This window comes from uncultured Chloroflexus sp. (assembly GCF_938091255.1).
Lineage (GTDB): Bacteria > Chloroflexota > Chloroflexia > Chloroflexales > Chloroflexaceae > Chloroflexus.
Map to the genome: position 1 here is coordinate 161,752 of NZ_CALLJH010000028.1, position 24,655 is coordinate 186,406.

Genomic DNA, 24,655 nt, shown 5'->3' on the forward strand with positions numbered 1-24,655 from the left:
GGCTAAGCGCGCTTGAGCCACCCCTTACCCAACCCTCTACGCCTGTTGGGTTCTTCGCGTCTTTGCGTTGACATATTTACCCTGTCGTGCGCAAACCGGCAGCAATCGCGTTCACCAACAAGAGCAGATCGGTCAGCGTCTCTGCGGCAGCCGGATCACCAGCCGCCTGCTGCGCCCGCCATTCCCTAAGCAACGCAATCTGACGCCGATGCAATGGCGCCAGACCAATCTGGCGACGAGCCAGAGTCGCTGCCACCTGCGGACGCCGCTGGGCAAGCGGCATGCCGAAGATCGCCGTTAGTGTTGACTCGGTTCGCTCAAACTCAGCATCGATCAGATCGAGAAAACGCTGGCGGATATGCACATCTTCAACTAACTCGGCATAGGCATACATTGTCTCGCGGTGCGCCGTCTGCAAACTGGTGGCCACATTCGCCAAGAGATACCGCAATGGCGGCCAATTCCATTGCTCGGCGCAGAGCTGTTGCCACGCAGTGGGATCGGTTTGCTGCAACGCAATAAGAGCGCTGCCCACACCATACCAACCCGGGAGATAAAAACGGGCTTGATTCCAGCTAAAGACCCACGGTATTGCGCGCAGATCGGCTAGCGTCGCTTGTCCAGTTCGCCGGGTCGGACGCGAACCGATCCGACCTTGCTCGATCACGTCAATCGGAGTGGCTTGTCGGTAAAAGGTCATGAAATCATCGCATTCGATCAGATTGCGATAGGCAAGCCGCGCCTGTTGCGCCAACCAATCCATCACCGGCTCAAGCGGATGTGGCGTAGTGCTTTGTCGGCGATGCAGGAGAGTATGCGTCGTGGTGCCGGCGATCAGCAACTCTAGATTGTAGGCGGCGGTCAAACGATTCGCATACTTTTGCGCAATCACTTCACCCTGCTCGGTTAAGCGCAGCTCACCGTCGAGAGCGCCCGGCGGCAGCATCGCGATAAACCGGTTTGTTGGCCCAGCGCCCCGGCTGATAGTACCGCCGCGACCATGGAAGAAGCGGATGCGCACCCCACGCGCGCGCCCCACTTCGGCCATGGCCCGTTGGGCACGGTATAGGGTCCACTGACTCGCCAGAATCCCGCCATCTTTGTTGCTGTCGCTGTAGCCGATCATCACTTGTTGTACAAGCTCGCCACCGTTCGCCTGAGCGATCAAGCTTCGGCGTGTCACCGGATGATCGAGAATGTCAGCCAAGATATGAGGGCTTCGCTCAAGGTCTTCAATCGTCTCGAAGAGGGGAACGACCGGCAAGCGACAAACCAACCCTTCTGGCGTAGCATAGGCTAACCCAGCCTCGCGCGCTAGGAGATAGACGACCAGCACATCAGTTACATCGCGGGTCATACTGATAATCAGCGGGCCAATTCCAGCCGTTCCGTGGCGGGCAATATGCGCCGCCAACACGCGATAGCACCCAACTACTGCCTCTGCTTCCGGGCCAAGCGGCGTGTCAGGATGAGCAAATGGTCGTGGCGATGACACTTCACGTTCGAGCATCGCCCGCCGCCGTTCAGGATCGCCGCCTAATAGATCATCAGTTGACAAGCCTGCCACTTCCATTAATTGGGCTAATGCCCGATCGTGAAACTGACTGTTCTGACGAATATCAAGTGTAGCCAGATGAAAGCCAAACGTCTGCACCAATTGCATCAACGGTCGAACCTCAGCATCGGCTAACCGATCAGCACCAATCTCACGCAGATACCCCGTTAACTCACGCAGATCACATAACAATTCAGCAGCATCGCGGTACCGATCAGGTTCATCTACTAATTGCGCAGCCTCAGCCGGAGCATCATCAATCGGTAGGCGGGCTATCATCAAATTGAGCACCTGCCGCCACGGTTCATTAGGATTACGGTCAATCGCACGCTGACCACGTTCGCCCAAAACGGCCGCTAGGCGATTGATCTGAGTGACGAGACCAGACGGCACTGGGAAGAGCAGGTCAGAAATACTGAGATGGCTGGCCGCTAACCGTAACCGGCGACGTACCAACCGCAACGCTTGCAAACGCATCTCGCGCAGCGTCTGGGCAGTAATCTCAGCCGTCACCAAGGGGTGACCATCGCGATCACCGCCAACCCATGAGCCAAAGCTCAGCCGAGGCCAGCGATCGGCCAACAACTCCGGATCAAAGCCAGCCATTGCCCAAGCATAGCGCAACTGGGTATCAAGCACCGGTAACACATCGGGGAAGACATTTACTAAGTAATGTAACACATTGCGCACTTCAGACGGCACCGCCGGTTTGTTCAGAAAGATATCACCAGTGCGCCACAACCGTTCAAGCGTTGTCTCAATCTCGGCCTCAATCTCCGCCTGTTCAGCCGGTGACCAGCGTTGACTTTCGTGACGCACCATCAGCAGGTATAAATCACGATTATGCGACAACACCGTCGCCCGTTTCACTTCAGTCGGATGCGCGGTCAATACCGGTTCAACCCAGATCGAAGGCAACGCATCAGCGATCTCAGCCGCACGTAAGCCAGCCCAACGTAATTTCTGCAACGCATCACGCCAGCGCCCCGTCTCAGGTCGGCGATCCGGATCGCGATCGGCCACGCGACGCTGCTGCACGGCTGCATTCTCTTCGGCAATATTCAACAACTGAAAGGCAATCCCCAACGCTCGCACCAACGATCGCGTTGAGATCGTCGAGTCATCAGGCGCAGCACGGAGCCACGGCAACGCCTCAGCTACGTGATGTTCGCCGACGTGTTTCAACACGGCACGAAAATGCTTCAACAAAAAGCCGAAATCCTGATCGACCTTCGTCTGATCAAATGGTTGCATCGGCTATAACCTTTCGTTATCACCCATACCAAAACTGGCCGGACTTTTTGATAGATGGGGTTTGGATTAACCATATCATACCACGAGCGCATAGCTATCGCGCTAACGTTCTACCTACAAATTGGGACAGCCGCGTTGGCTGCCCCGACGAGTAAGTTCATATTCACTGTGACTGATACAGTTAGCGGAACACCACCGGTACAAAGACCTTCGGATTCTCTGGCTCTGGACTCGGCGGCGCAATGATCGTCACCGTGCGAATGATACCATTGGGCGGCGAAACGTTCTCACCACGATTGTTGCTGCGACCTTCGGCATCTTCACCAGCCATCACGTTATAATCAACGACGATCCCAATGTCATACGTGCCCGGCTCACCAAAGATCGTACTCCAATCAGCGGACTGATTCGTTTGCGAGTTCACCCACGCACTTAGCGGAATAGTATATGTTGCACCCGGCACCAATGTATGCTTCGGCACCTGTGCTGATACCGTTGCACACGAGGGGGTTGCGCTCGAACCAGCGCTTGGATTCGGCGCCGGTACCGCCGTCAACTCCGGTGTCGATGGATTCGTGCGCCGCTTAATACAGAGATCAACGAAGAAGCTACCACCACCGCTAGCAGCCTCCACACTGCGTGTAGCAGCGAGACTATTCCGGCGCAGATTACGTAGCGTCAGGCTAATGTTTGCAAAGCTACCGCTGTTAGTAGTAACGTCAAAGGTGTCGATTAAAATGTCAGGCTTTGCCGCTACCACCTTCTCGACTGCAACATAGTACAGCTTTGGCGAGAATGTTCTATCACCGGGGTCTTGAATGAACTGCGCTCGGTACTGCATACAGGTCGCCTGTATCTCTTCGGTCGGGAAGGCATCGATCAGGCGAATGATATTGAGACCGTGCTGTGAGCGCAGCTGCGAACTAGTATCACTATCTAGATCGCGCCAGCGTGAGGGATTGGTTGGCGCCATTGAAGGATCGAAGTCGCTCTCACGACACGTGCCGCTCGTGACCACAGCTCGGAACTGCAACCGAATGTCGGCTTCGGGGTTTGATGGTGGACGATTCAGATCAGTCAGCCATTTGATGGCGAGCAACCGTGAAGTTTCGCCACTTGTAAGCACCTCAAACGGTTGCGAGTAGTACCAACCCTCTGAAGCTCGGTTTGTACCGGTTGACTCATTAGCACCACCTACCCCACCAAAGAAAATGGTGTCGGTCGGTTGATTGGTCTCATTTGACCCGCCAACCACGTACACCCACGCTGCATTGACTTGAGTCGTAGCATTATCCGGCGGCACCGCCGGTACAATTGCAACCGCAGCGTTGAGGCGCTTATTCGGCAATGGCAAAACGTAATCACTTACTTCATTGGTACCGACAACATAGGTACCACTGCCGGTCAAATCCTCGAGCAGGAAATCATCACCATATATCGCAACCGGAATGGTTGCAGTGGCACCGGACGCACCGGGCGAGCCGGTTGCGGTTGAACCGGTGACATAGTATAGCCGGTTGTTGAAACTGAGACCGGTTACCCCCTGCCGTCCTTGAATGTTGATTACCTGTGTACTGTTGCCCACACGCGCCACTTGATTTGTCCATGTTAGCGCACCGGTAGTCGGATTGACGTCAGCTCGGTAAACTGAGGTATTCAAGGTATTGCATTCAACATCGGTACAGCCACCAAGCAAAAAGATCGCTGCGTTTTGGCTCGAACCACTGGTGGCGTACGCAGCGATAGCCGTACCGGAGTGCAAAGGAAACGGCAAATCGGCTAACCTTTGCCAGACCGTCTGTGTCGACGCACCGGTCGGATGGACGAGATTGCCGTTAGCGCCAACCTTGGTGTAGAAGACATACGGATAGACATCTTCCCGCAAAAACTGGCTAGGCGCAATGCTCAATCCGCCAATCGCATAGATATAATCATTGCCGGCGCTGGTACGGATATGTACGAGTTGGACGTTCTGAACACCGCGTAGGTCAGGTGAGTCGGTAGCCGTAATGATATTGCCGCTATCATCCAGAGTAGGAAAACGCCAACTCGATGGGGCACTCCAGCCAGAAGATATAATATTCCCGTTGGCATCGACCGTAGCTCGCTGCACGATATTGGTCGAAAAGTCGTAGGTAGCGCAGTCTTGGTCATACATACTGCCGCCAACAATAAACAAGTATCCAAGGTTTGTACCAGTCGTTGCTGGCACTGCAACCGCACCAGCCCGTGAACGTGCAGCCAGCGGTGTATCACATTCAGAGCCGGGATCAACAGCCGGAATGGAAATGGCAGTAAACGAGTCATTGCCGGGAGCAACCGGCGCATGTGTCTCAAACCCACCGGTAGCTTGATTGACAACACCACGATAGATGTAAGAAGAACGGTTCTCTTCATTGGCAATCGGACTAGTCGCGCCACCGATCACAAATAAGTATCGCCCTAACGCCACCACCGGCGCATCACTCAGTGCTTGAGGCAATGCTGCTGCAGAAGTGGTCCAGTTGTTTCGGTTCAGCGCACCCACCGGCGCTAACTCAATCGCACCAACCACGTCTGGATTAGTCGGCGACGATGGTGCCGCCGATACCACCGTGCGCTGGAAGACACCACTGGCGAAGTCAGCTTGTGAGTTGTCTATGACTTGGTCAGTACCAGTTTCATCGTCAAGCGCGCGGGCTGGCGATGGCAGCCACGTCGGCACAATGAGCGCAATCAGGGCTAAAGCTGCCAACAGCATAGAGGGGCGGAACAAGCGCGGACTAAACATCATTGGAAACCTCCCCGCGAGCATTGTGGAAGCGTGACGTCGACTGCACGTCAGCGTAGGAGAGACAGAGGGAACGGGGTTCGGGAGCAGGAGCATGCTGCCGTTCCCGAACCCTCTTCAATTAATTCACCGCTAATTCACCGCACAAACATTACCGTTGAGACGCAAGCGCAGGTTCTGTTCGATAGTGGTAATAAAGCCGGCGCCTTGACCATTCGGCTCAAGCACAACCACCATATCCGACTGGCTCGAAACGCTATTAAAGATTTGGCTGTACATTCGCGGGCCGGCGGTCGGCGGATCGAGCGGGTGGCGGTAGAAGAGATAGGCTTGCAAGCGATAGGTACCGCGCGGGATCGACTCGAAGGTATAGCGTACCCGTCCATCAGTACTGGCAACAATCGGCGCCCGATACACACTGTTAGTTGAAATATCTTGCAAGATCACCTCACCAACGTTCGGGTAGCTCAGACCACCAACCGATTGGAAGTGATAAACCGGAATAATACCACGCCACTCGCCGTCTTGACCGCTGATACACGGCCCATACTCAACCTCGGCATTGATCGCCAACATAATGCGGTCAACGTTGTTCAGACCGTCTGGCCCGCGTTCAAGTGTCTCGGCAGTGTAGAAGTGACGGCGCGTGGTCGCCACACCATCTTTCAACCCAGTCGGTGGAGTAACCGAGATCGCCAGCACATAAATGTCGGTCTGAACCGATTGATCGGCCTTGATCGCCTCTGCCTGCTGCACCATCTGGGTAATGGGGCGATCCATGTTATTGTACTTGCCGCCAATTCTGGTTGTTTGGCATTCTGCGTCATCAAGAACTTTCATCTTTAGATCTCCGCAAGTTGGATTTCCTACATAGGTGGGCGGATAACCGGAACTGGAAATACCGTTGCTGCTAGGAATACTGTAGAGGTCTGGTTTACTGCGATCGAGGAAGACGTTTGACACACCATCGGTCACGAGAATAATCGCTCGCCGATATACCCACTCACGGCCAAGGTGATTGGTCGTCTTCGGCGCATTCTGTAACAGTTCCCGCGCACGGTACAGAGCCCCGGCAACATTAGTAAAACCTGAGGTCAAGTACGGATCTGTGATATTCCTAGTCTTGCCGGCATTGAGCACCGCATTCTTCAGTGCCGCCGGATCCGAACTGAAACCGAAACGATTGGTCAAAGGAACGCTCTGATTAAACCAGATCAGGGCCATCTGATCGGGGGGCCGCGTCGGGTCATAGTCAGTATTCCCCGGCATGTTGGTCTGATCGATCAGCATCTGAATAGCTTTCTTAGCGACGTAGATCCGGCGCTCGGTCTCCGGCCTCCACGCGTGTCGATAGTTACCGACGCATCCTTCGACCGGAGGCGGCGATCCGGGATGGCCTACAATGCATTGGACGGGCTGGTCATTCATATAGCCTCGGCCAAAGAAGTCCATACTCATCGATCCAGATACGTCGAGCACAACAACATACTGCACCGGACGGCGTTCATTGGCTACCACCTGATACTCCGGCCACAGCTCGACACTACCGGTCAAGCGAACAATACTCGTATCCTCTGGCGGCGGCGGGGTCGCCGAGCAAGCCGTGCCCTGCCGGTTCGGATCGCCGAGGAAGATGAAATCCATATAGGGCCGGTTGCGTTCACGCCCATACTCGGTTAACACAAAGAGACCGAAGCGCACTACGCGATACGCTGCATTCGAGCCTTGCGAAACCGCAACATCGTAGATCGGTAGCACCATGCGGGTACCATTCTGAATATGGGCATCTAGCGCAGCGCGACGGTCATTGCTCGCGGTGAAGCCAGAGCTGCCGTAGACCCAGTCACCAACATTCAACTCGCCGGGCCGCTCAGGGTAATTTGCCGGGCGGGGCAGGTTGGTCGCCGGCCACGGTACCACCTCCATAAAACCCCTTGAGAGTGTGCCGGTACCGGTTAGAGCCAATTCCAACTCTTGGGCACTGTTAGCATTTGCACCACTAGCACCACGACCGTCAAGCCAGCGCAGCCAGCCAAACCCGCCGGGCACATTATTGTCGGCTAGGTAGAGGCGCATTTTGGTAAAGCCCCTGTAAGGACCATTCGTAAGCCTCTCCCAGTTATTATCGGGCCTGCCATCACCGTTGGCATCACCCGGATTGCGAAACTCATTGCCGCTGATGTACTCGTTGTTGATCGCAATTGGATACACGCCATCAGTCGGCGGACATGTGCCAGCGTAGGCAGTTGCTGCAATCGGTAACTGCTCTTGATTAACGACCCGCGCAAAGAAGGTGTCAACGTCACCTTCGAGGTTCACCTGAATGTACGCAACGTTATCAGGAGCTACGGTACCGTCACGAGTAATACGAGCACCGCCTTCAATCGGCTCGCCGCGTGCATTCAGATAGTACGCTTCCATACGAATATTTGGATTGTTCTCAACGTCGATCCCATTCGAGCGGAGCGAGTTGACAATCGCGTCATAAATGACTGTATTGGTCGTACCGGCTGGTCGGCGAACGTAGGTATTCATCGCCGACAACGATGCCGCATTTGCGGCTGCCACAGCGCGGCGTTCCTCGGAAAAGGTGCGCCCGACATCAACCGATAGCGCCACCATTCCGACCAGCACGACGATCATGAGGGCAAGCAGGGGAATACTCTGCCCGCGTACTCGTCGTGGTGTACCACACATTCTTGTTTGCTTAGTTGCCATTACCTTCCTCCATGTGCTGCGTTGCCATTTGCGGACTAGAGCTTTACAGATTGTTAGCCGACAAACTGGCTACGGATAGGCATCGTATGTGTCACTCGTAAGATGATCTCTCGCCCAAATGCCGGCGCAAAGGGAAAGAAGAGCTGGTAACGGTACCGTATTGTTACCCTGATCCAACAATTCTGGCCAGCATTGCGCATATCGACCCGCGGTGTCGTTGTCGCGCACGTGCCGCTTAGGTTAGATGGATTAGCGCCCTTCGGATTTTCTATAATCACAAACCCATTCGGGTTGGTCGGATTGTCTTTACTAAAGACTGCAGGCTGACTAACATCGTCGATCCCATCACCGTTCAGATCGAGTAGATTGGCTACTCCTGTCGGCTGCGTGCCACCAGCAGTGCGAATGCGTCTGAAAATCTCTTCATAATTCAGCGTTACCGCTGTTACTCGACCGCTATTATTCGTTACCACCAACGGGTAACTACCGTAAGTGGCACCCTCTTGAGCAGCCGCACGCAGCGCTTGCAAGGTAAAGAAGATGAGGCCGAGATCAACTGCAGCCGAAAGCAAGAGAAAGATGACTGTAGTCGAGAGAGCAAATTCAACAATGGCTTGGCCCACCGTCTTGTGACGACGTTTCTTGATCATGGTTTCCCTCGCTTATCGATCGAGTTGCATGTCTTGCCAATCGGCCACATCACGTGCACATGCCACCCCACGCGGGCTAGTCGGATCGACACCTAAGTTTTCGATAGAGCGGCGTTGTACGACCCGCAAGGTGAGCGTGCCATTCTCTAGCCCGATCAGATCGAAGAGCGGCGTGATGCTGCGTACCGGATAATTGATCTCGATCTCGATTGGCCCACGATCTCTCAAATTGCGCGTCTGACCACCGTTGGGGTAGCGAATCGTCACATAGTCCTCGATTCGGCGCCCTTCGTTGCCACTCCCATCGAACAGTACGACGTCCGAGCGAATTGCTTCCATAATCCCGCGCACACACGCATCAGCCGTGAAACCGGGAAAGTTAGCTGGCGGGTTATTGCGCAGATCGAGCCACGTTTGATGCGGTGGCAATTGCGCTGCCGCTTCAGCACCGTTGCGTGCCGCTTGGGATACCATCGAGTAGGCAAAAATGAGATAGCCAAATTCGATAATTCCAAACAAGACCATTAACATGACCGGTAGCAAGAGTGCCATTTCGACAATCGATTGCCCACGTTGCGACTTCATAACACGCACTCCCACGAATGCTTCTGCTCTAGCTGTTAGTATATGACTCACTTCAATCCTGTGGAATAGTCCGAAAGTACCGGGTTTTCAGATCACGAAATTCATCATTGTAAAGCCATAACTGTACCGGCATAACAGTTTTGGTCAATCATGCCCACCGATATATTGCACGATCATGCGTTGCCAGTAGGGCCAGTCATGGCACCAACCATCCCAGACTCGCAAGGCATTGCCGATCCCCTTGGCCCATAATTGGCTTGACAGCAATTCATTTGACCACGCCGACGGATCGTCGCGCCCTGTAACCAGAATAATATCGGTTTCACGGAGACGATCAATTGTCCACGGATCGTTCAAATTGGGTACGAAATCAACCGGATTATGAAAGTAGACGCCCTGCGTGTAGCTGGTAAAAAACCGCTTGAGATCGTACAACCCTGAGAGGCCGATGACACGCCGCACGAAACCGGGATGGCGCAATGTGAAAATCACGGCCTCGCTAGCGCCGAACGAACAGCCGGTGGCCATCAAGAACGGATTGGGATTGAGGTGGCGCACCAGTGGCAAGACTTCGGTTATCAGATAGTGCTCATATTGCTCTTCTCGCCACATTCGCGCATCGGCATCAGCGCCATAGTTATACCAACTTTCACTGTAGACGCTATCGACGCAAACAAGTTGAATCCATCCTTGCTCTAAATGATGACCAAGCGCAGCCACCATCCCGCGATCTTCATATTCGTAGAAACGTCCGTGCGAGGTGGGGAAGACCAACACCGGCGCACCGGCATGGCCAAATATGAGCAATTCCATCGTTCGATTGAGGGCAGGGCTGTGCCATGCATGGTATTGTCGTTGCATATTCCAAACGTATGCATTTCAAATTGGCGATGACAATGGGTGAAATGATAGCCTGCGCGCAATGGTCTGTCAATGTAATGGTGAGGAACACGTCAAAGAAATGCTGTTCGTTCCAAAGGAGCTTGCTGCAGGCGAGCTAGCATGATGCGCTTCATTGCGCCAGCCAGCCCTTGCCATATATCGTTTGGTATCGCATTGCTGTTGACAAGGTTTAGTGGTATGACAACCCTAACTGCTCATGACGCGCGTGCGCTGACATGGCCCCAACTGTTGACGCTGGTCTGGGGCCGCTGGCTGGTCAGCCTCACCTTCCGCATGATCTATCCTCTATTGGGGTTTTTGGCCGCCGGCTTTGCGGTTGATCTGACCACCGCCAGCCTGCTAATCACGGTCCAAGTAGCGGCGTCGCTGTTTAGCCCGTTGGGTGGGATAATCAGTGATAGCATCGGCGATCGGGCCACAATGATTGGGGGTGGGATCATCTTTACACTCGGCGCCGCTATTTGTGCGATGAGCGCTGCATTTGTCCCGTTTCTGTTTGGGTATGCGGTAATTGGGCTGGCCATCGCCGTGGGGATGCCAGCGCTGCAAAGCTACGTTAGCGCGCGCAGCCACTACGAACGCCGCGCACGGATGCTCGGCGTGCTCGAATTGAGTTGGGCGCTCTCGGCGCTGCTCGGCGTACCACTGATTACGTGGAGCGTGGAACGATGGGGGATCGCGCCGATCTTTGCCGGCCTGACGATAGCTGGCGGCGTGATGCTCATATCGTATATCATGTTACCGAACGATGACCAAACGCCATCCCGCCAACTGCACCAGTCAGCATCCGCGAATCATCTATGGCATCTCTTTAAGCAACCGAGCATTCTGACTGCGCTAGGATTCGTCTTCATCCAACTAGCTGCGGTTGAATTGATCTTTGTCAGTTACGCCGGTTGGCTGAACAGCGCATTTAACGCCACGACCGCCGAGCTCGGATTCGTCTTCGGATTGCTCGGCGTGGTTGAGTTAATTGGTTCGCTTAGCGCCACGCTCTTCACCGACCGGATCGGCAAGCGACGAGCGGTGTTAGGCGGATTTTTGCTCGTCGGCGTCTGGTTACTGCTCTTGCCGCAGAGTGGATCATGGCCGATCTTTTTGGCCCTCCTGTTGGCATTTGACCTGTGTTTCGAGTTTGCGATCGTCTCGACCTTTCCGCTCATTAGCGGGCTCAGCGCTCAACGGCGCGGCGCGCTGCTCGCGATGATGACTGCTGGCATTGGCGGAGGGCGGATTGTGGGTTCACTAGCCGGGCCATGGATCAGCGCCACTGCTGGCTATGCTCTCACCAGCACGATTGCCGGCATACTGGCACTCATCGGGTTTGGGATCGGATTGCTGTTCATAAAGGAGGGTAACGCCTGAAAAACGCCGTGTAACCAATACCACCGTGAGCGCATCTGATAGGTAGCAATTGCAATGATGATGGCGTGAAAGGAAGCAAACCAATGGCTCTGATGCAGGAAAAAGATCGCAAGGCAGTGCGGGAGGCGTTCGCTGGGCTAAACCGTCCGGTTGAGATTGTCCTGTTTACCTCGGAAGAGAGCGGCGAATACAGCGATGTCACCCACGAGCTGCTGCAAGAGGTAGTGGAACTCAACCCGCTGCTGCGCTTGAGTGTATATGATCTGACTAAAGACGGCGCGTATGCCGCCGAGCTAGGCATCGACAAGGCGCCGGGGATCGTCTTTTTGGCAGGGGAAGAGCGAAAGAATCACGGCTTGCGCTTCGCCGGGTTGCCTAGCGGCTACGAGTTTGCCTCGCTGATCGAGGCTATCCGGTTGGCCGGTGGCGCAACCCAGCCTGATCTCCAGCCGGCAACGATGGAGCTGCTGAACACGATCAAGGCGCCGATGCACTTGCAGGTCTTTGTAACACCGACCTGCCCCTATTGCCCGCGAGCGGTGGTGATGGCCTACCGGCTAGCGCTGGCCAACCCGTACATTACCGCCGAGGGCATCGAAGTGACCGAATTCCCTGAACTTGGCGATCGCTATGCAGTGATGGGCGTCCCGAAGACGGTGATCGACGATCTGGTGCATATCGAAGGCGCAGTGCCAGAGGGGATGATGGCTAACAAACTGCGCGAAGCGATTGTCGCCGCGGCAGCGTAAGGCACCGTTTGTTGCCGGGCCGGGGCGCCGCCCGGTTATGTGGCGCTACAGAGCCGCCATCGTAGACGTGATATACTGAATCTATACCATCACGTCTACGATGGAGGAGCTGTTGTGCCGGGACCAATCATTGACCTCTCACTGTATGATGATGAACAGGCATTGCTTGCCGGCTTACGCCGCGGCGACCCTGATGCCTGCACCTGTTTTGTTAAACGTTTTGCGCCGCTGGTCTACGCACGTGCGCTGCACCTGCTCGGCGACGCCGACGATGCTGAGAACGTCTTGCAGACGACGTTCATCAAAGCGTGCGCGGCGCTACCGGAATATACTGGCGCTGGCAGCTTGAGCAGTTGGCTCTACCGGATCGCCTCAAATGAAGGATTGATGCTGCTGCGCCAGAAGCGACCGCAAGTCGCACTCGATGCGGTTGGTGAACTTGCGCCGGATGAGACCACGTTACATCACAAAACGACGTGGGCGATCGATCCGGCGCGGAACGCGCTCGATGGTGAATTACGGCGCGAGATTGCGCAGGCGATTGCCGAATTGCCCGATGCGTTACGGGCCGTGATTGTGCTGCGCGACATCGAGCAACTCAGCACTGAAGAGACCGCCGAGCGGCTCGGCATTAGCCCCGGCGCGGTGAAGGTGCGGCTGCACCGCGCCCGTCTGCGGTTGCGCGAAGCGCTAGCACGCTATGTCGAAGCGTCAAGCAATGACAGGTAAGGGCGAGGTATCCTTCGCCCACCTGCCCACGCAACCCGCTGTGCTGGGATCAGCTCGGCAACGCAGACGTTGCCCCAACCGCGAGGAATGCCAATGGAACGCCACAATCACGATCACTGTCTCGATCTGATCGATCGCTTGAACGACTATCTCGATGGCGAACTCAGCGCTGTATCGTGCGCCGAGTTGGAAGAGCATTTGCGCCAATGCCCCGAATGCCAAGAGTTGCTAGCGTCGTTGCAACAAACGGTCGACTTGTTGCACCATCTCGACGATCTGCCGCCGCCATTACCGCCTGCCCTTGAAAACCGGCTGATCAGCCAGATGCAACAACAGGTGCAGACCAAACGCCATTAGCGTCCATAATGGGCTACTAGCATCTGGCGAAAGGCATACGCCACCGGCGAGAGCGGGCGCGCCGCGCGCCATAGTAACCGTAGCGTGCGGCGCAGGGGCCGGCCACTAATCGGGATGGGATGCAACGCCCCTACCTCTTGCTCGGCAGTAATTGTATAGAGAGGTAAAATCGTCAGCCCCGTACCGATCATCACCATCCGCTTGATCGACTCAAGGTTATCGAGTTCGGCAATAACGCGCGGCGTAAGCGATTGTTCGCGCAACGCCTGATCGAGCCATGCGCGGGTTTGGCTGCTCGATTGGCGCATCACCATCGGCTGACCAGCTAACTCACTGAGCTGCACCTCATCACGCCCCCACCACGGATGGCGCCGGCCCACAATCACGTATTGATCAAACTCGCGTAACGGATGCTGCTGAAGATCGGTGTCAGCGTTGTCAAGTTCACCCTCGATCGCGCCAAGATCAAGCGTACCACTACGTAGTTCGGCCACAATGGCCGGTGTCGTGCCAGTTTGGGTGCTTACGGCAAGGTTAGGATAGCGCTGACCAAACATCTGCACCCACTCAGGCAGCAGATAGGCACTGACACCGGGAGTCACCCCAATGGTCAATTGGCCAGCCCGCAAACCGGCAACATCAGTAACAGCCAATTCAGCTTCAGCAACGAGACGAAAGATGCTTTCGCAATATGACAGGAGCCGTTGCCCGGCGGCCGTCAACTCCACCCCGCGCCGGCCCCGGGCGAACAACTCGGTACCGAGTGCATCTTCGAGCGCGCGGATATGCTGGCTCACCCCTGATTGAGTCATGTGCAATTGCTCAGCCGCTTTGCTGAGGCTGCCGGCAGCCACCACCCGCGTAAAGATATCAAGTTTGTACAGATCGAGCATCGTTGCTCTCCCAGTTTAGAGCTGCTTTGCGATGCGCCACGAACGCCGTCGCTATCATTAGCAATGATCATCCCGCTGTAGTTAGCCCTGCGCGCCGCTAAAGGGGTAGCCACGTTCATTCTTTTGCGCAATGATTATCCAGTGTTGCAGATATAAGTTTTTGCTAAGAGATAGTATAAGCAAGATCCGGCTTCTGCCAAGTGGTGATTTTTGTTATCTTGCGGACAAACAATCCCAACACTCTAAACAAGCAGTTGTCGCCAACGCTGCAAGAGGGAGTGCCGCCCCCTTTAAGGTGACGCAAAGACAACCAAAGGAAGGGAACGAGAGCGATGTTGCTGAAGTACTTCTACGACGAGATGCTAGCGCAGGCTTCCTACCTCATCGGGTGCGCTAAGACCGGTGAGGCAATGGTCATTGACCCCATGCGCGATGTCGAACCGTACTTGCGGGTAGCAGCGAAAGAGGGTTTGCGGATCACCCATGTTACTGAGACCCACATTCATGCCGACTTTGTGAGCGGGGTGCGCGAATTGGCGGCTCGCACCGGTGCGCAGATGTATCTGAGCGACATGGGCGACGAGAATTGGAAATATGCCTACCCCGAAGTGAGCAAAGCGATTTTGGTCAAAGATGGCGACACATGGATGGTCGGCAATATTAAAGTGCAAGTCATTGCCACCCCCGGCCACACCCCCGAGCACATTGCATTTATGATCACCGACACGGCGGGTGCTGACCAGCCGATGGGCATTTTCACCGGCGACTTCCTCTTTGTTGGCGATGTAGGCCGGCCCGACCTACTCGAGGAAGCGGCAGGTATTACCGGTACCAAAGAACCCGGCGCACGCAAGCAGTTCCAGTCAGTGCAGCGCTTCAAAGACCTGCCTGATTACTTGCAGGTGTGGCCGGCGCACGGCTCGGGTAGTGCCTGCGGCAAGGCGCTAGGTGCGATCCCGTCGAGTACGCTTGGCTATGAGAAGCGGTTTAATCCGGCGTTCCAATTTGACGACGAAGATGCATTTGTGAAGTGGCTGCTGCACGGCCAACCCGAACCGCCGCGCTACTTCGCCCGTATGAAGTACGTGAACAAGGTCGGGCCGGCGCTGTTGCACGATCTGGCGATGCCGGTTGAGATTGAGCGGCCGGTGCTTGACAAGGCCATTGCTGAAGGTGCAATCGTCTTTGATCTGCGCAGCGCCGCCGAATTTGTCGCCGGTCACGTGCCGGGCAGTATCAGCGTGCCGATCCGCAAGATGTACAGCAGCTACGTGGGTTGGTTTGTTGATTTCACCAAGCCAACGTACCTCGTGGTACCTGACGACGCGGATATGAGCGAGATTCTGAAGGACTTACGAGCGATTGGCGTTGATGACATTCCGGGATACCTGCCCGCTTCAGCGTTGGGTGACAATCTGGACCAACTGCCCACCGCCACGGTGAAAGATCTGAGTACAGCGTTAGCCGATCACTCGGCGGTCATCCTCGACATGCGCAACCTTACCGAGTACGAAGAGATTCACCTGCCCGGCGCATTGCATATTCCGGTTGGGTATCTACCGCGTCGGCTGAGCGAAATTCCACGTGACACGCCAATCATCGCTCACTGCGCCACCGGTTACCGCTCGCAAGTTGGCACAAGTGTGCTGCGCCGCTTTGGATTCACCAACGTCGCCACTCTCGTTGACCCGCAGGGCACGTGGCGCGAGTTAGTCGCAGCAGTAGCAGCGTAATCGGCTCATAACACCCCCATAGCAGGAATGCTTGCCTGCTGTGGGGGTGAAAACATAGATTGCGAGCGATGGTTTTGCCCGAACATACAGCGGGCGCAACACACAGGAAGAGCTATGACATACTCACAAGCCAATGGTGGTGCTGAGGTGCAAACGTTAGATGCCGGTCACATTGCTGAATTGTTGCAGCAGATGATGGAGCGGATGGATCGGCTCGAGCATCATCTAGCCAAGGTGAATGCGCTGGCCGACGAGGCGCCAGCGTTATTGGCCATGGCGACTGATACCGTTGACGGATTGTACCGCGATGCCGCTAGCGCTGGCGTCGACATTGACGAGCGGTTGAAGGTTGGATTACACGCGCTTGAACGGCTGACCGAACCGACGACGCTGCGCGCGCTGGCCGGTCTTAGCGAGCAATTGGTCACCCTTGAGCAATTGGCTCGCCAAGCCCCCGGCTTTGCCGCAATGACGGTTGACATGATCGACGAGCTATACGCCGCAGTGAACAAGCAAGGGATCGACATTGAAGGCACTGTCCGGCAGGGTTTGGTTGCGCTGCGCAACTTGCTGACCTTGATGCAGTCGGAAGAAGTGAAAGCACTGATGAGTTCAGGTGTGCTCGATCCGAAGACCTTGCAGGTCATGGGTGCAGCAGCGCACGCGCTAGTGAGCGCGCAACGCGAGCCGCGCCGGGCCGGGCCAATGGCGCTGTTTGGCGCGCTCTTCAACCGCGACGTGCAACGCTCGCTTGGCTTTGCGCTTAATTTCGCTGAACGATTCGGGCAGAAATTGCCGAGGTAAGCAGGATATCACCATTCGCGTCGAGAAATGAGCATGCGGCTGGCACGCCGCTGATACCACAGAAAGAGGGAACTGTTATGGCCAAGAGCCACTATCAAGTCGTTATCGCTGGTGGCGGCACTGCTGGTTTGACTGTCGCTGCGCAACTGATGGATCAGCCGAATCCACCAGAGATCGCGCTGATCGAACCGGCAACCGTTCACTACTATCAGCCATTATGGACACTAGTCGGCGGCGGGGTCTTCCCGCGCGAGCAATCGGCCCGGCCCGAAGCCGATTACATTCCGCCGGGAGTCACGTGGATCAAAGAGAAGGTCACGGCGTTTGATCCGGATAATAACAGCCTGACCCTTAGCAACGGCGAGACGATCACCTACGACTTCTTAGTAGTGGCGCTAGGCATTCAGATCGACTGGGGTAAGATCAAGGGCCTGCCAGAGACGTTAGGCAAGAATGGCGTCTGCTCGAACTACTCCTACGACACGGTCGAGTACACGTGGCAGAATATCCGCACCTTCCGCGGCGGCAATGCCGTCTTCACTCACCCTAGCACGCCGATCAAGTGTGGTGGCGCGCCGCAGAAGATCGTCTATCTAGCCGACGACTACTTCCGCCGGTCAGGGGTGCGCCAGCAGAGCCAGCTCAACTTCTACCATGCCGGCGCCGCAATCTTTGCGGTGAAGAAGTATGCCGATGCGCTAAACCGGGTTGTGGCGCGGAAGGGGATCAACGTTCACTTCCAGCATGATCTGATTGAGGTGCGTGGCGAAGCGCGGGAAGCGGTCTTTCTCAATCTCGCTACCCGCGAGACAGTGACGGTTAACTTTGATATGCTTCATGTCTCGCCGCCACAGAGCGCGCCGGATGTGATCAAGAGCAGCGCCTTGGCCAATAGCGGCGGCTGGGTTGAGGTTGATCAGTATACGCTCCAGCACAAGCGCTACCCCAACGTCTTTAGTCTTGGCGATTGCTCGAGCCTGCCTACCTCAAAGACAGGGGCTGCCATTCGCAAGCAGGCACCGGTAGTCGTGGCGAATCTCATGGCGGCAATTGCGCACGAGACGCTGCCCGCCACATACGACGGTTACACCTCGTGCCCGCTGGTGACCGGTTACGGCAGCCTGATCTTGGCCGAGTTCGACTATACCAACCAGCCCAAAGAGAGCTTCCCGTTCGACCAATCGCAAGAGCGCTACAGCATGTACGCGTTGAAGGCGTATGGCTTGCCGGCGATGTATTGGAACGGCATGTTGCGTGGACGGATGTAGGGTGTAGCACGCTGTGCCAGTGTGGGCGGCCGGGAAGGATGGTACGCTGACCGTACTGGCAAGACGATGCATGGCCCTGTGATAGAGGATATTTTCCGGGTCTCCTCCCTCCCCAAGCGTAGAGACGGTCTTACGGGCCGTCTCTACGCGATTTAATACCGTTGATCGCTGACCGAAATACGTAAGAGCAGGCCAACGATCAAAAAGTTGATGATAATTGACGAGCCGCCATACGAGATAAACGGGAGCGTAATGCCGGTAAGTGGGATCAGGCGGAGATTGCCGCCCAAAATGATCAACGACTGCACAGCAATAATCGAGGTCAGACCCACCACCAGCAATTGCTCAAAGCCGCGGAAGTGACCGGAAATAGCTAGCGCTAGGTGGTAGCCGCGGAAGATGAGCAGCAGATAGGCAATCAAGACGGCCAGCGTGCCGGCTAAGCCCATTTCCTCGCCGATGGCCACAAAGATAAAGTCGGTATGCACGGCAGGTACGTATTCAGGCACGCCACGCCCTAGGCCGGCGCCGAAGACTCCCCCCGACGCCAGCGCGTAAATAGCTTGCACAATCTGGTAGCCCGATCCTTGGGCCGTCGCCCATGGATCGAGCCAGATTGACACACGTAAGCCAACGATCGGCAGGAAACGGTAGAGCAGGTAAGCACCGCCAGCAAAGGCAGCCATACCAGCCATCACATACAGGCCACTGCCGGTAGCTACGTACAGCATAGCTAAAAAAACGCCGAAGAGCAGCAGCGCAGCTCCCAAGTCGCGCTGGAAGACGATGGTCAGCATCGCGATGCCCCACATGCCGACCAGCGGCACTAGGTAGGGCAACGGTGGCAGTTTCAGCGGGCCAAGCCGGTAATTTGACTGCACCACCTCGCGGTATTCGTTGAGGTAGGAAGCCATGAAGATGACCAGAATGATTTTGAGCAATTCCGAAGGTTGAAAGTAGAAGAAACCCAAATTGAACCAAACCCGTACCCCACTGGCGTTCGGATCAACACCAAACACGAACGTCGCCAAAATCAGCAGCAGGCCGAGCGACAGCCAGAGATAGCGGTAGTGATCGAGTACATCAATGAACGAGAGGCGGAACAGCCTGATGCAGATGCGATCGAGCGGCGTGAAGAGAATCGTCGCCATAATCACCGCCCCCAGCGTCACCCACAACGTCTGCTTAGCGGCAATTCCTTCGTAGCAAGGAAACCGCTCGCCAGCGACATTGCTGCAAAAAGCGATCTGGTTCAAACCCGGCTCGAGCCGCGCCGTCATCATGAGGCTCAGACCGGCGAGCAAAGCAACCAGCGGCAAAATCAACTGGTCAGCAGTCGGACTGCGCCACGACAGACCGAGCGAAATCGCGACGAAGAGCAGCAACGGCAGGCTGGAGGGCCAGAGGATGCTAGCCAACCCGCTAAGAGTGGTCTGCAACTCGCTCTGGCCGGTAGCAACTACTACTAGCAGATAGCCGGCGGCAAAGAAGAGCAGCACCGTTACCAGCAATTGCAATTCGACGGTGCGTAAACGGCGGAGCTGGGTAAAGGCAGCGCGTAAGGTTACCATAGATATTCCTGAGTCAACAGAGTGGCACTTCAATTTTTATGTCAAATTGGCCAATTCGACTCGCGCTCGCAATGGAAACCGGCCCGTTCGAGCGACTCGATCACCGCTTGGGCATGGTTTTCATCGCGTACCTCAAGGATCAGCTCGACTCCGGCACGATCGATCGGCACCCGCCACATCCCGCGGCGGTGGAAGAGATCCATCACACTAGCGCCGGTGGAAGCGACATGGTTCACCAGCGCCGCCAAGCCACCCGGCCGGTCATCAACGCTGGTGCGGAGCAAAAGATAGCGACCCTGCCGCACCAGCGCATACTCGATTACGCGCATGAGCAGGTTGGCGTCGATATTGCCGCCGCAGAGCACAGTAGCAGTGACTTGCTGGGGCTTAACCGGCACTTTGCCGCTGAGCAGAGCCGCCACCCCAGCCGCGCCGGCACCCTCGACGACCAGCCGGCTATGTTGCAGCACATGGGCAATCGCCATCACAATCTCTTCGTCATCAACCGTCACTACCTCATCAACCAGCGCCTGAATCATGGGCAGAGTCAGCTCACCGGGACGCTTAACGGCAATCCCATCGGCGATGGTATGGGCCGCCGGCGCGGTGACCGGATGGCCGGCGGCGAGGGAAGCGGGCACCGGCGCACAGCCAGCGGCTTGCACGCCAACAATCCGCACGTGGGGCAGGAGGGTTTTGACAGCGAGCGCAATACCGCTAATCAAGCCGCCGCCGCCGATCGGCACCACCAACTGGTGCAAATCGGGCAGCGCTTCGACCAGTTCAAGGCCGATTGTACCTTGACCGGCAATCACTCGTGGATGATCGAAGGCGTGAACATACGTCAAGCCGCGTTCTTCCTTGAGCGCATGAGCATAAGCCACCGCATCATCGAACGTAGGCCCATGCAAGATAACCTCGGCACCGAGGCGACGCGTAGCGACCACCTTGGTCAACGGGGCGCGTTCGGGCATGACAATCGTGGCCTTCACCCCCAACAACTGGGCTGCCTGCGCCACGCCTTGGGCATGGTTGCCGGCAGAAGGAGCGATCACCCCGCGCGCCTGCTCTTCGGGCGAAAGATGGACAATGGTGTTATAGGCGCCGCGGATCTTGAACGAACCGCTCTGTTGGGTATTTTCGGCCTTGTAAAAGATCGGCCCGCCCAACTCAGCGCTGAGGCGGGTCGCCGGCAAGACCGGAGTGGGCAAAATGATAGTGCGCAAGGCACGCCGCGCGGCCTGAATATCGGCCAACTCAATCGCAAATCGGCTCATGGAACGACGTTGCTCCTTTGGCTTCCCTGCCGTCATCGGCATCAGCACAACTATTCTGACTCGAGAGTTGCACGCGGGTTGCGCTGGAAATGTACTTGCTTTGTATCAATAGTGACACAGAAACTATCGTTAGTTATTGAGAAGGTTATCTGGGGCAGCGACATCGACGCATTGTGCAATACTTGTTGAATAGGAAGTCTAACATACTTTTCAATAAATCGACTCATCGTGTTGCCTGCGACTTCGGAAAGATGCTGCCAAGCAGCTTCACCGATATACACTTCACCATTCTCACGCTGAAATGCAGCACCTAACTCTTCAAGATGACGATTGGGCGTAGGATCAAAAACAACCAGAACAGGCGTATATCCGCTTCTACGGCAATCTACTGGAAAATCGATCTCTTCCTGCTACCTACCTTTTCCAGAAGCTGCAATGGTTACACGCATTTTGATCTCATATGCAAGTTTATCACGAATACAATCAACTTGCCGATAACGATCCGGATCACGATAACGACGAATTGGACTTTTAGCTGCGCTTAGTGAGACACCGCCAATTGCATTCGCAATAATTGGTTCAAACAAATAACCAGTTTCTTGCGCAGCACGGTTATCAATTATCAAAACGGACAAGAACACCACCTGACAGACATTATTGCCACCGTAAAACCAAGCTCATCCAGTAGTTGACCCAACTACGTCTAATCCTCGCCGGCAATGATTTCTTGGGCATTAGCAGCCCGGGCAGCCAACACACGGAAACGCATCGCCGTCTCGCGGTCGCGGGCATGTTCGGCGGCACGCATGAGCACGCCGAGCGCCAACTGCAACCGGCGCAACTCTTCGCGGTCGCCGGCCAATTGTAAGCGAGCCAGCTCTTGCTCGCAATATTGGGCAATTTGATCAATCGTCAGCATCGCAGACCTCCTCTGATGCGCTTGCACCTTGCTTGACTGTCATTGTACCATTGGCAGGAAGTAGCGAGCAGAGAATCGAATATTCCGGGGAAGGGGGCAATACTCGCTACTCCTACTCCCCATACTGAAAGGAGAGTCCTCGATGCCAATGAGCATTGCCGAGCTAACCGATGCGATCAACCGGTTTGTGACCGACAAAGGCTGGTACGCACCGGATAGCGTCTTCCCGCAGACGCCGCGCAATATTGCGATTTCGGTGGCGGTGGAAGCCGCCGAAATCCTCGAACACTTTCAGTTTCAGGATGAACCGCGCAACCGCGAAGCGCTAGCCGGCGAGCTGGCCGATGTCGCCAATTATCTCTTCCAACTTGCTTACCTGCTTGATATTGATCTCGAACAAGCGATTCTCGCCAAGTTGGCCGAGAACTATGGCCGCACGTGGGAGGGGTGACGGTTGTTCGCACTCTCTTTCACAATCGTGTAACCGTGACGTAACAGCGGGTGTTATAATGCAACCTACCTGTCAAATATCAGACCGTGCTCGTCACATTCAATGAGGAAAGCGGAGAAACGCACATGGATCGTGCCGCACAGATCAAGCAAATTGCCGACAGTTGGAACTCGCCGCGCTTTGCCGGCATTGTGCGTCCGTACACGCCGGAAGACGTTTACCGGCTGCGCGGGTCAGTGCAGATCGAGTACACGCTGGCGCGGATGGGGGCCGAACGCTTGTGGGACTTGTTGCATACCGAGCCGTATATCAACGCACTGGGCGCGTTGACGGGCAATCAGGCGATGCAGCAGGTGAAAGCCGGGTTGAAAGCGATCTATCTGAGCGGATGGCAAGTAGCGGCTGATGCAAACCTTGCCGGACAGATGTACCCCGATCAGAGCCTCTATCCGGCGAATTCGGGGCCACAGTTGGTGCGCAACATTAATAATGCTTTGCGGCGCGCCGACCAGATTTATCACAGCGAAGGGCGCAACGATATTTATTGGTTTGCGCCGATTGTGGCCGATGCCGAAGCCGGTTTTGGCGGCCCGCTCAACGTGTTTGAGATTATGAAGGCCTACATTGAGGCCGGCGCGGCGGGTGTACATTTTGAAGATCAGCTTGCTTCCGAGAAGAAGTGCGGTCACATGGGTGGCAAGGTGCTCATCCCGACGCAGGCCGCAATCCGCAATTTGGTAGCGGCCCGGCTGGCCGCCGATGTGATGGGGGTGCCGACGATTATCATCGCCCGCACCGACGCCAATGCGGCAACCTTGTTGACCAGCGACATTGATGAGCGCGACCGGCCCTTCTGCACTGGCGAGCGCACCAGCGAGGGCTTCTACCGGGTGCGGGCCGGCCTCGATCAGGCGATTGCGCGCGGCTTAGCCTACGCACCTTACGCCGACCTAATCTGGTGCGAAACGAGCGAGCCGAATCTCGAAGAGGCGCGCCGCTTCGCCGAGGCGATCCACGCTCAGTTCCCCGGCAAGCTGCTGGCCTACAACTGCTCGCCTTCGTTCAACTGGAAGAAGAAGCTTGACGACGCGACAATCGCCGCTTTCCAACGCGAATTGGGCGCGATGGGCTACAAGTTCCAGTTTGTGACGCTGGCCGGCTTCCACGCGCTCAACTACAGCATGTTCGAGCTGGCGCGCAACTACCGCGATCGCGGGATGTCCGCCTATAGCGAATTGCAACAGGCCGAGTTCGCCGCCGAAGCTTACGGCTATACGGCGACTCGCCACCAGCGCGAGGTGGGCACCGGCTACTTTGATGAAGTGGCGCAGGTGATCGCCGGCGGTGAGGTCAGCACCACGGCGCTGACCGGCAGCACCGAGGAAGAGCAGTTCCACTAGGTTTTGCCCTCTTCCCTCTTCCCCTCGCTCCTTGCCTAGAAGCCGGAGCGACGTAGCAATGCTACGTTGCTCCGGCGCTGTACCGGTATACCGCGCACGGATTCAACGCGATGTATAATAGCAAGCGTGCAGATTCCGACCTTAATTATTGTCACCGGTCATCCGGCAACCGGCAAAACGACCCTCTCGCAAGCGCTGGCCACTGGCCTGCGCCTACCGCTATTGAGTAAAGATGCGTTCAAAGAATTGATGTTCGATGGGTTGGGCTGGTCGGATCGGGAATGGTCGCGACAGGTAGGGGCAACTGCGATTTCAATGCTCTACCATACTGCGGCAACAATTTTGGCCAGCGGCCAATCACTCATTATGGAGAGCAATTTTCGTGTCGATCTCGACACACTGCGCATGCAACGCCTGCAAACGATTGCCCCCTTTCACCCGGTTCAGATCCGCTGTGTCGCCAACGGCAATGTACTAGCTGAACGCATTCTTCGCCGCGTAGCGCTCGGCCAGCGCCATCCCGGCCACTGCGATGATATGTCGCCGGCGGATTTGGAAGTGGTACGCACACGCGGCGATATTACTCCCTTGCCAATTGGTGGCCCACTACTGACGGTTGATACAACGATGCCCGAACTCATTGATATGAATGCTATTCTGCAATGGGCAACAGCGCAATTACGAGCACAGGATCTCTGATTGCT

At 56.0% G+C, this 24,655-nt stretch carries 21 protein-coding genes; 10 read left to right on the top strand and 11 right to left on the bottom strand.

What is annotated here, in order from left to right; all coding sequences use genetic code 11:
* Positions 1-76: 76 nt before the first annotated feature.
* The 6 genes from Q1A00_RS10790 to Q1A00_RS10815 form a co-directional block, all read right to left on the bottom strand.
* Positions 77-2,809, bottom strand: a complete 2,733-nt coding sequence (locus Q1A00_RS10790) for a phosphoenolpyruvate carboxylase (RefSeq protein ID WP_298403646.1) — start codon at positions 2,807-2,809, stop codon at positions 77-79.
* Positions 2,810-2,990: 181 nt separating this feature from the next.
* Positions 2,991-5,582, bottom strand: a complete 2,592-nt coding sequence (locus Q1A00_RS10795; protein ID WP_299756717.1) for a hypothetical protein — start codon at positions 5,580-5,582, stop codon at positions 2,991-2,993.
* 129 nt (positions 5,583-5,711) lie between these two features.
* Positions 5,712-8,297: a VWA domain-containing protein gene (locus Q1A00_RS10800; RefSeq protein ID WP_299756720.1), complete on the bottom strand. Its 2,586-nt coding sequence runs from the start codon at positions 8,295-8,297 to the stop codon at positions 5,712-5,714.
* 53 nt (positions 8,298-8,350) lie between these two features.
* Positions 8,351-8,947 (bottom strand): TadE/TadG family type IV pilus assembly protein, encoded by a 597-nt coding sequence (locus tag Q1A00_RS10805; protein ID WP_299756723.1) that lies wholly within the window; start codon positions 8,945-8,947, stop codon positions 8,351-8,353.
* A 12-nt stretch (positions 8,948-8,959) separates the two neighbouring features.
* On the bottom strand, positions 8,960-9,532 hold the full coding sequence (locus Q1A00_RS10810) for a TadE/TadG family type IV pilus assembly protein (RefSeq protein ID WP_299756726.1): 573 nt from the start codon (positions 9,530-9,532) through the stop codon (positions 8,960-8,962).
* A gap of 144 nt (positions 9,533-9,676) precedes the next feature.
* Positions 9,677-10,393, bottom strand: a complete 717-nt coding sequence (locus tag Q1A00_RS10815) for an alpha/beta hydrolase-fold protein (RefSeq protein ID WP_298406963.1) — start codon at positions 10,391-10,393, stop codon at positions 9,677-9,679.
* 219 nt (positions 10,394-10,612) lie between these two features.
* Between Q1A00_RS10815 and Q1A00_RS10820 the strand changes: the two genes are divergently transcribed.
* From Q1A00_RS10820 to Q1A00_RS10835, 4 genes are all read left to right on the top strand, one after another.
* Positions 10,613-11,800: an MFS transporter gene (locus Q1A00_RS10820; protein WP_299756730.1), complete on the top strand. Its 1,188-nt coding sequence runs from the start codon at positions 10,613-10,615 to the stop codon at positions 11,798-11,800.
* Between the two features lie 83 nt (positions 11,801-11,883).
* On the top strand, positions 11,884-12,549 hold the full coding sequence (locus tag Q1A00_RS10825) for a thioredoxin family protein (protein ID WP_298406958.1): 666 nt from the start codon (positions 11,884-11,886) through the stop codon (positions 12,547-12,549).
* Positions 12,550-12,663: 114 nt separating this feature from the next.
* Entirely contained in the window at positions 12,664-13,278 is a 615-nt protein-coding gene (locus tag Q1A00_RS10830; RefSeq protein ID WP_298406956.1) for a sigma-70 family RNA polymerase sigma factor, read from the top strand.
* Between the two features lie 93 nt (positions 13,279-13,371).
* Positions 13,372-13,635, top strand: coding sequence for an anti-sigma factor (locus Q1A00_RS10835; protein ID WP_298406954.1), 264 nt, complete (start codon positions 13,372-13,374; stop codon positions 13,633-13,635).
* Here the strand turns inward: Q1A00_RS10835 and Q1A00_RS10840 are convergent.
* A complete protein-coding gene (locus Q1A00_RS10840) occupies positions 13,632-14,528 on the bottom strand; it encodes a LysR family transcriptional regulator (RefSeq protein WP_298406951.1) in 897 nt (298 codons plus the stop codon). The two genes, Q1A00_RS10835 and Q1A00_RS10840, sit on opposite strands and share 4 nt — an antisense overlap.
* 332 nt (positions 14,529-14,860) lie before the next feature.
* Between Q1A00_RS10840 and Q1A00_RS10845 the strand changes: the two genes are divergently transcribed.
* From Q1A00_RS10845 to Q1A00_RS10855, 3 genes are all read left to right on the top strand, one after another.
* Entirely contained in the window at positions 14,861-16,261 is a 1,401-nt protein-coding gene (locus Q1A00_RS10845) for an MBL fold metallo-hydrolase (RefSeq protein WP_298406948.1), read from the top strand.
* Between the two features lie 114 nt (positions 16,262-16,375).
* Entirely contained in the window at positions 16,376-17,065 is a 690-nt protein-coding gene (locus Q1A00_RS10850; RefSeq protein ID WP_298406945.1) for a DUF1641 domain-containing protein, read from the top strand.
* A gap of 77 nt (positions 17,066-17,142) precedes the next feature.
* Positions 17,143-18,333, top strand: coding sequence for an FAD/NAD(P)-binding oxidoreductase (locus Q1A00_RS10855; protein ID WP_298406942.1), 1,191 nt, complete (start codon positions 17,143-17,145; stop codon positions 18,331-18,333).
* Between the two features lie 152 nt (positions 18,334-18,485).
* Here Q1A00_RS10855 and Q1A00_RS10860 read toward each other — a convergent pair whose 3' ends face one another.
* The 4 genes from Q1A00_RS10860 to Q1A00_RS10875 all read right to left on the bottom strand — a co-directional run bounded on the left by Q1A00_RS10860 (position 18,486) and on the right by Q1A00_RS10875 (position 22,100).
* On the bottom strand, positions 18,486-19,904 hold the full coding sequence (locus tag Q1A00_RS10860; protein ID WP_298406939.1) for an FtsW/RodA/SpoVE family cell cycle protein: 1,419 nt from the start codon (positions 19,902-19,904) through the stop codon (positions 18,486-18,488).
* A 41-nt stretch (positions 19,905-19,945) separates the two neighbouring features.
* Entirely contained in the window at positions 19,946-21,181 is a 1,236-nt protein-coding gene (ilvA, locus tag Q1A00_RS10865) for a threonine ammonia-lyase (protein ID WP_298406936.1), read from the bottom strand.
* A gap of 410 nt (positions 21,182-21,591) precedes the next feature.
* Positions 21,592-21,816 (bottom strand): hypothetical protein, encoded by a 225-nt coding sequence (locus Q1A00_RS10870; RefSeq protein ID WP_298406932.1) that lies wholly within the window; start codon positions 21,814-21,816, stop codon positions 21,592-21,594.
* A gap of 68 nt (positions 21,817-21,884) precedes the next feature.
* Positions 21,885-22,100, bottom strand: a complete 216-nt coding sequence (locus tag Q1A00_RS10875; RefSeq protein WP_298406930.1) for a hypothetical protein — start codon at positions 22,098-22,100, stop codon at positions 21,885-21,887.
* A gap of 142 nt (positions 22,101-22,242) precedes the next feature.
* On the opposite strand from Q1A00_RS10875, the gene Q1A00_RS10880 reads away from it, so the two are divergent.
* From Q1A00_RS10880 to Q1A00_RS10890, 3 genes are all read left to right on the top strand, one after another.
* A complete protein-coding gene (locus Q1A00_RS10880) occupies positions 22,243-22,551 on the top strand; it encodes a nucleotide pyrophosphohydrolase (RefSeq protein WP_298406927.1) in 309 nt (102 codons plus the stop codon).
* A gap of 125 nt (positions 22,552-22,676) precedes the next feature.
* Positions 22,677-23,951: an isocitrate lyase gene (gene aceA / locus Q1A00_RS10885; RefSeq protein WP_298406925.1), complete on the top strand. Its 1,275-nt coding sequence runs from the start codon at positions 22,677-22,679 to the stop codon at positions 23,949-23,951.
* A gap of 126 nt (positions 23,952-24,077) precedes the next feature.
* The gene (locus Q1A00_RS10890) at positions 24,078-24,650 is read left to right on the top strand and encodes an AAA family ATPase (protein WP_298406923.1); all 573 of its coding nucleotides are present in this window, start codon (positions 24,078-24,080) and stop codon (positions 24,648-24,650) included.
* Positions 24,651-24,655: the final 5 nt, after the last annotated feature.

Bases quoted from the DNA above. Each gene is read 5' to 3' on its own strand.
- Q1A00_RS10855 (WP_298406942.1), top strand. From the start codon at position 17,143: ATGGCCAAGAGCCACTATCAAGTCGTTATCGCTGGTGGCGGCACTGCT.
- aceA (WP_298406925.1), top strand. From the start codon at position 22,677: ATGGATCGTGCCGCACAGATCAAGCAAATTGCCGACAGTTGGAACTCG.
- Q1A00_RS10835 (WP_298406954.1), top strand. From the start codon at position 13,372: ATGGAACGCCACAATCACGATCACTGTCTCGATCTGATCGATCGCTTG.
- Q1A00_RS10860 (WP_298406939.1), bottom strand. From the start codon at position 19,904: ATGGTAACCTTACGCGCTGCCTTTACCCAGCTCCGCCGTTTACGCACC.
- ilvA (WP_298406936.1), bottom strand. From the start codon at position 21,181: ATGAGCCGATTTGCGATTGAGTTGGCCGATATTCAGGCCGCGCGGCGT.
- Q1A00_RS10840 (WP_298406951.1), bottom strand. From the start codon at position 14,528: ATGCTCGATCTGTACAAACTTGATATCTTTACGCGGGTGGTGGCTGCC.
- Q1A00_RS10850 (WP_298406945.1), top strand. From the start codon at position 16,376: ATGACATACTCACAAGCCAATGGTGGTGCTGAGGTGCAAACGTTAGAT.
- Q1A00_RS10845 (WP_298406948.1), top strand. From the start codon at position 14,861: ATGTTGCTGAAGTACTTCTACGACGAGATGCTAGCGCAGGCTTCCTAC.
- Q1A00_RS10810 (WP_299756726.1), bottom strand. From the start codon at position 9,532: ATGAAGTCGCAACGTGGGCAATCGATTGTCGAAATGGCACTCTTGCTA.
- Q1A00_RS10820 (WP_299756730.1), top strand. From the start codon at position 10,613: ATGACAACCCTAACTGCTCATGACGCGCGTGCGCTGACATGGCCCCAA.
- Q1A00_RS10875 (WP_298406930.1), bottom strand. From the start codon at position 22,100: ATGCTGACGATTGATCAAATTGCCCAATATTGCGAGCAAGAGCTGGCT.
- Q1A00_RS10825 (WP_298406958.1), top strand. From the start codon at position 11,884: ATGGCTCTGATGCAGGAAAAAGATCGCAAGGCAGTGCGGGAGGCGTTC.
- Q1A00_RS10815 (WP_298406963.1), bottom strand. From the start codon at position 10,393: ATGCAACGACAATACCATGCATGGCACAGCCCTGCCCTCAATCGAACG.
- Q1A00_RS10805 (WP_299756723.1), bottom strand. From the start codon at position 8,947: ATGATCAAGAAACGTCGTCACAAGACGGTGGGCCAAGCCATTGTTGAA.
- Q1A00_RS10790 (WP_298403646.1), bottom strand. From the start codon at position 2,809: ATGCAACCATTTGATCAGACGAAGGTCGATCAGGATTTCGGCTTTTTG.
- Q1A00_RS10795 (WP_299756717.1), bottom strand. From the start codon at position 5,582: ATGATGTTTAGTCCGCGCTTGTTCCGCCCCTCTATGCTGTTGGCAGCT.
- Q1A00_RS10800 (WP_299756720.1), bottom strand. From the start codon at position 8,297: ATGGCAACTAAGCAAACAAGAATGTGTGGTACACCACGACGAGTACGC.
- Q1A00_RS10880 (WP_298406927.1), top strand. From the start codon at position 22,243: ATGCCAATGAGCATTGCCGAGCTAACCGATGCGATCAACCGGTTTGTG.